At 60.9% G+C, this 4,577-nt stretch carries 2 protein-coding genes and 2 pseudogenes; 2 read left to right on the top strand and 2 right to left on the bottom strand.

Annotation, left to right across the window (positions count from 1 at the left end):
- Window positions 1-305: 305 nt before the first annotated feature.
- Window positions 306-509 (bottom strand): annotated as a pseudogene (locus tag WCE35_RS05935) (IS701 family transposase); the annotation flags it as partial.
- Window positions 510-554: 45 nt separating this feature from the next.
- Window positions 555-1,178, bottom strand: coding sequence for a hypothetical protein (locus tag WCE35_RS05930; RefSeq protein ID WP_424592417.1), 624 nt, complete (start codon window positions 1,176-1,178; stop codon window positions 555-557).
- Window positions 1,179-1,515: 337 nt separating this feature from the next.
- Between WCE35_RS05930 and WCE35_RS05925 the strand changes: the two are divergent.
- Window positions 1,516-1,638, top strand: a pseudogene (locus WCE35_RS05925) (GNAT family N-acetyltransferase); the annotation flags it as partial.
- Window positions 1,639-1,857: 219 nt separating this feature from the next.
- Window positions 1,858-4,350: a DEAD/DEAH box helicase gene (locus WCE35_RS05920; RefSeq protein WP_424592416.1), complete on the top strand. Its 2,493-nt coding sequence runs from the start codon at window positions 1,858-1,860 to the stop codon at window positions 4,348-4,350.
- Window positions 4,351-4,577: the final 227 nt, after the last annotated feature.

Genomic DNA, 4,577 nt, shown 5'->3' with positions numbered 1-4,577 from the left:
GCCGAGGGTATGGTGCCATGAACGAGCCCGGCGCCACGGAAGCGATTACCAAGGCTACCAACGACGGTGATACTCTTTGAACCCTCTGACCGCGCCCGAGGCCGCGTTCGGGTTGAAGGCGATCGCGCAGAACCGCATCAAGTGGTTGGACGGCCAGATGGCCGGGAATTCCTGTGCGGCAGCGGTTTCACCCTTGCCGACATCTTGTTGTACTGTTTCATGACGTTCTTCGTTAAGGTCAGTCAGCCGATCGATCCCTCGAACTGGAATATCGCCGGCTGGCTGGAGCGCGTCGGCGCGCGCCCCTCACCAGCCGCCTCCGCACGCATCCAACCGGTCTTGCGTTGCTCATCTCCGAGCAGACCTTCCAGAAACAAGCTTGCATTCCTCGCAACACGCTCTTGCCCGAACAGCGGACGTATCCGCTTCTTGACCTCTCGAAGCGACGCCGCCCACAACGCAAGCGTCTCTTCAATCGACGCTGCCTGCGTCCACGATGTTCGAATCATGGTTGCCCATGGATTCAGAAAGCTCCACAGAAGGCAATTGTAATGCTAGGTTGTCGCTTCGGTGGAAGTTGGCCACACGATTTCGATGTGCTCATTGTTGAAGTCTAGGTCCTCTTCACTGCCCCTGCGAAAGCATTTCATTCCAGAAGGCAGCGAACTCAGTCGGACCTCTTGACCGTCCTCAACAATTCCACCAAAGGCGAGCAGTTCGATGAATCGGTTGCAAAGATCAATTATTGCGTCCTTATGCTGCGGCCCTACCTTATGGACACTGATATCCGGACGACCGAACTTTCGCATTCCGCGCGTGTGAATCCACTGTGTTCCGTCAGAGTCTGTCGAGAGCAAAATGACGACGTGATGCCGCGGCGCGGACGAACCGATATCGAAGACATGAGAACGCCACTCGGATGGTGCCCACCACTTGAACATTAGCGGGTCATAGATCGCGACCCCGCCGGCATCCAAGCAGAATGTCAGGAAACCAACAACGTCGCGAAAGTAGTTCAGGGTTGGCGGATCAATGATCTCTCCCGTCAGAACCAAGCAGCAGTCCTGCGCGGCAACTTTGGCAGCCAAATTCGGGTCCTCGGTGGAGAGATGATCCCACAGATATCCGTCACGAAACGCCGCTACCTGGTCCGCATGCTCCGTCGGGCCATAGGTCATGACATCGATTCCGTCCGGTATGCCGTTCGACCTGTACTTGCTCCTGGATAAGGCCTTTGTGGTGTCGACCCTACCGTAGATCGCGTAAAACAAGAAAGGGTGCTTGCCTCCAGGCACATAGTGCCGCCGTGGCCATTCGAGGAGCGGCGATCCCATCGTGATGCTTCCAAATGTCGAACCGGTAGCGCACCTTACCACACAGTAGGGCGTGATTCCACGAAGTGGCGCGCCAAGGTCGACGAAGATGGGCAATATTGCTAGCCACGATGGGATCGACGACGTTGTCCGGCTAATGCAAGAAACGACTGCGATTCAACCTTCACAGAAAATATCTGACATTGTGGACGCCAAAGACGATGCCACGCGGCGCTTCTACGAACGCGAGAGCTTCCTGTCGCTTCCGGACCAGCCGATGAGGCTGTTCCGGCCAATGGCGGACATCGCGGCGCTCTTCAAGTAGCACTGCCCGCGCCATGGGCGGGCGTCTCCTTCGGTAACAAGACCGGGGTTACGACCGTTGGAACCGTGATGTGCCGATCATCGATCCTGTGGACACCGCTCGCCCGGCGTTGTTGCGAATTTGGAAGTAGCCCGCGCCCGTGGGAAAAGGCATCGGACGCCAACGCGGGATGCCAGGTCGGTATCTCTCGAGAGACTGTCCTGAACGGGAAGTATTTCGATGAAATCCACGCGCCAAAATCCGAACTCCGCTGCCAGGCCGAACCGGGAACCGAAGCTCTCGCGCACCCATGCCCCGGTCAATCTATCGCCGGCGGACTGGCAACGCGGCTTGCGCCGCCAGTTCGGCCGCGAGCAGGCCTTCGGGCTTGAAAATCTGGGCGGCGAGCCGTTTTTCTCCGAGTTTCGGGTCAGCAATCCCGTGTCGAAATCCAGCTATCGCGTGGCGGTTCGAGGTCCGGGTCCAGGCGGCAATTTCTGTTCATGCCCGGATTATGCCACCAGCGAGTTGGGAACCTGCAAGCACCTCGAATTCACGCTTGGCAAGCTTGAGAAAAAGCGCGGCGCGCGGGCGGCGTTCGCGCGCGGCTACCAGCCCGCATTTTCCGAACTGTATCTGCGCAATGAGGGCCAACGGTGCGTGTATTTTCGCGCCGGAACGGATTGCCCTCCCGCGGTGAGGGGCGCCGCCGCCGGTTTGTTCGACGCCGAACACAACGGAATGCTGCCCGACGAGCGGCTTGGCGAGCTCGACCATTTCATGACCATGGTGTCGAACAGCGGTCATGAGTTGCGGGCCTATGACGATGCGCTCGATTTCATCGCGGGCAGGCGCGATGCTGCCCGGCGCGCCTCGATGCTCGAACAGTTGTTCCCGCGCGGTGCTGCCGATCCAAAGCTGCTGTCGCTTCTGAAGGTGCCGCTGTTTCCCTATCAGGCCGAGGGCGCGTTGTTCGCGGTGCGGGGCGGCCGGGCGCTGATCGGCGACGATATGGGATTAGGCAAGACCATCCAGGCCATCGCCGCGAGCGAAATATTGGCGCGGCATTTTGGCGTCGCCAAGGTTCTGGTGATTTGCCCGACCTCCCTCAAGTACCAGTGGCAGAGCGAGATCACGCGTTTCTCGGGACGAAAGGGTGACAAGGCGGCGCGCGTCATCGCGGGCGGCCGGGCGCAGCGGCGCAGCGACTACGCGCTGGACGATTTCTGCAAGATTACGAACTACGAGAAACTTAAGCCCGATCTCGATCTGATCGCCGCCTGGGCGCCCGAACTGGTCATCGTCGACGAAGCCCAGCGGGTGAAGAACTGGAATACCATCGCCGCCCGCGCCCTGAAGCGCATCGACAGCGCCTATGCGATCGTGCTGACCGGCACGCCGCTGGAAAACAAGCTGGAAGAGCTGATCTCCATCGTCCAGTTCGTCGATCAGCATCGGCTGGGACCGACCTGGAAGCTGCTGCACGAGCATCAGGTCAAGGACGAAGCCGGGCGCGTCACCGGCTATACCGGGCTGGAGAAGATCGGCCAGACGCTGGCGCCGATCATGATCCGCCGGCGCAAATCCGAGGTGCTGCGGCAATTGCCAGGCCGGACCGACCAGAACCTGCTGGTGCCGATGACCGAGGCGCAAATGGACTATCATCGGGAAAACGCCGACCAGGTGGGGAAAATCGTCCTGCGCTGGCGCCGGACCAAATTTCTGTCGGACAAGGATCAGCGGCGGCTGATGTGCGCGCTGCAGAACATGCGCATGTCCTGCAACAGCACCTACCTGCTGGATCAGGAAACCGACCATGGCGTCAAGGCCGACGAACTGGCGGCGCTGTTTGACGATTTATTCGCCGACCCCGAGGCCAAGGCGGTGGTGTTTTCGCAGTGGACGCGGACCCACGATATCGTCATCCGCCGGCTCGAAGCGCGTGGCATCGGCTATGTCAGCTTCCATGGTGGCGTGCCGTCCGAGAAGCGGCCGGCGCTGGTCGAGCGGTTTCGCGACGATCCCGCTTGCCGCGTGTTCCTGTCCACCGATGCCGGCAGCACCGGCCTCAATCTGCAGCACGCCTCGACGCTGGTGAATATCGACTTGCCGTGGAACCCGGCGGTGCTCGAACAGCGGATCGCGCGCATCCATCGCATGGGCCAGGCGCGGCCGGTGCGGGTCATCAATTTCGTGTCAAAGGGCACCATCGAGGAGGGCATGCTTTCGGTGCTGGCCTTCAAGCGCTCTCTGTCGGAGGGAATTCTCGATGGCGGCAGCGGCGAGATTTCGCTCGGCGGTTCGCGTCTCAGCCGCTTCATGAAGGACGTGGAAAGCGTTACCGGCAGGATGGGCGAGGGCGAAGCCGTGACGCCGGCCGAGGAAGTGAACAATATCGGCAAGGCTGATGGCGCAGCGGCCGCCGAAGATGTCGGTGCCGATGTAGAGATTAGCGCTGGCGAGATTGCGGCTGCGCGTACCGATGGACCCCGGGCATCACCGCGCGATATGGGTTCCGACCCATGGCAGGCCTTGATGCAGGTTGGCGCGCAGTTTGTCGCCGCGCTGGCTGCTGCGAACAATCCAACCGCCGCGGCGCATCCGTGGATCGAGCGTGATCCTGCCACCGGCGCGCAAAGCCTGAAAATGCCGCTGCCGGCGCCGGAAACCGCCAGGCAACTCGCCAATGCGCTTTCCGCGCTCGCCGATGGCTTGCGGGGCAGGGTGGCGTGATGGGGGACGCCGTTGAATGAGTGATCGCTTCAGTTGGCGTCAAACCCAGTTCAGATGTTGGTGTCGAGCATGTAGGTGAGCATCAGAGCTGCTCACGCGCCTCGGCCGGCGGCTGCTCGCGTTCGGCCATGAAATCCTTGCTCGCGCGCGGACCGTTCTGGAACAGATCGTCCCATCGTTTGCCTTGCGGCACGATCACGCGGTTATGCATCGCTCGAGTGTATCCT

It is taken from the genome of Bradyrhizobium sp., from assembly GCF_049691595.1.
Lineage (GTDB): Bacteria > Pseudomonadota > Alphaproteobacteria > Rhizobiales > Xanthobacteraceae > Bradyrhizobium.
This window is presented reverse-complemented; position numbering and strand designations above follow the sequence as displayed.

What these genes read in the sequence shown, in the direction of transcription:
- WCE35_RS05930 (WP_424592417.1), bottom strand. Translation starts at nt 1,178, where the DNA reads ATGACCTATGGCCCGACGGAGCATGCGGACCAGGTAGCGGCGTTTCGT.
- WCE35_RS05920 (WP_424592416.1), top strand. Translation starts at nt 1,858, where the DNA reads ATGAAATCCACGCGCCAAAATCCGAACTCCGCTGCCAGGCCGAACCGG.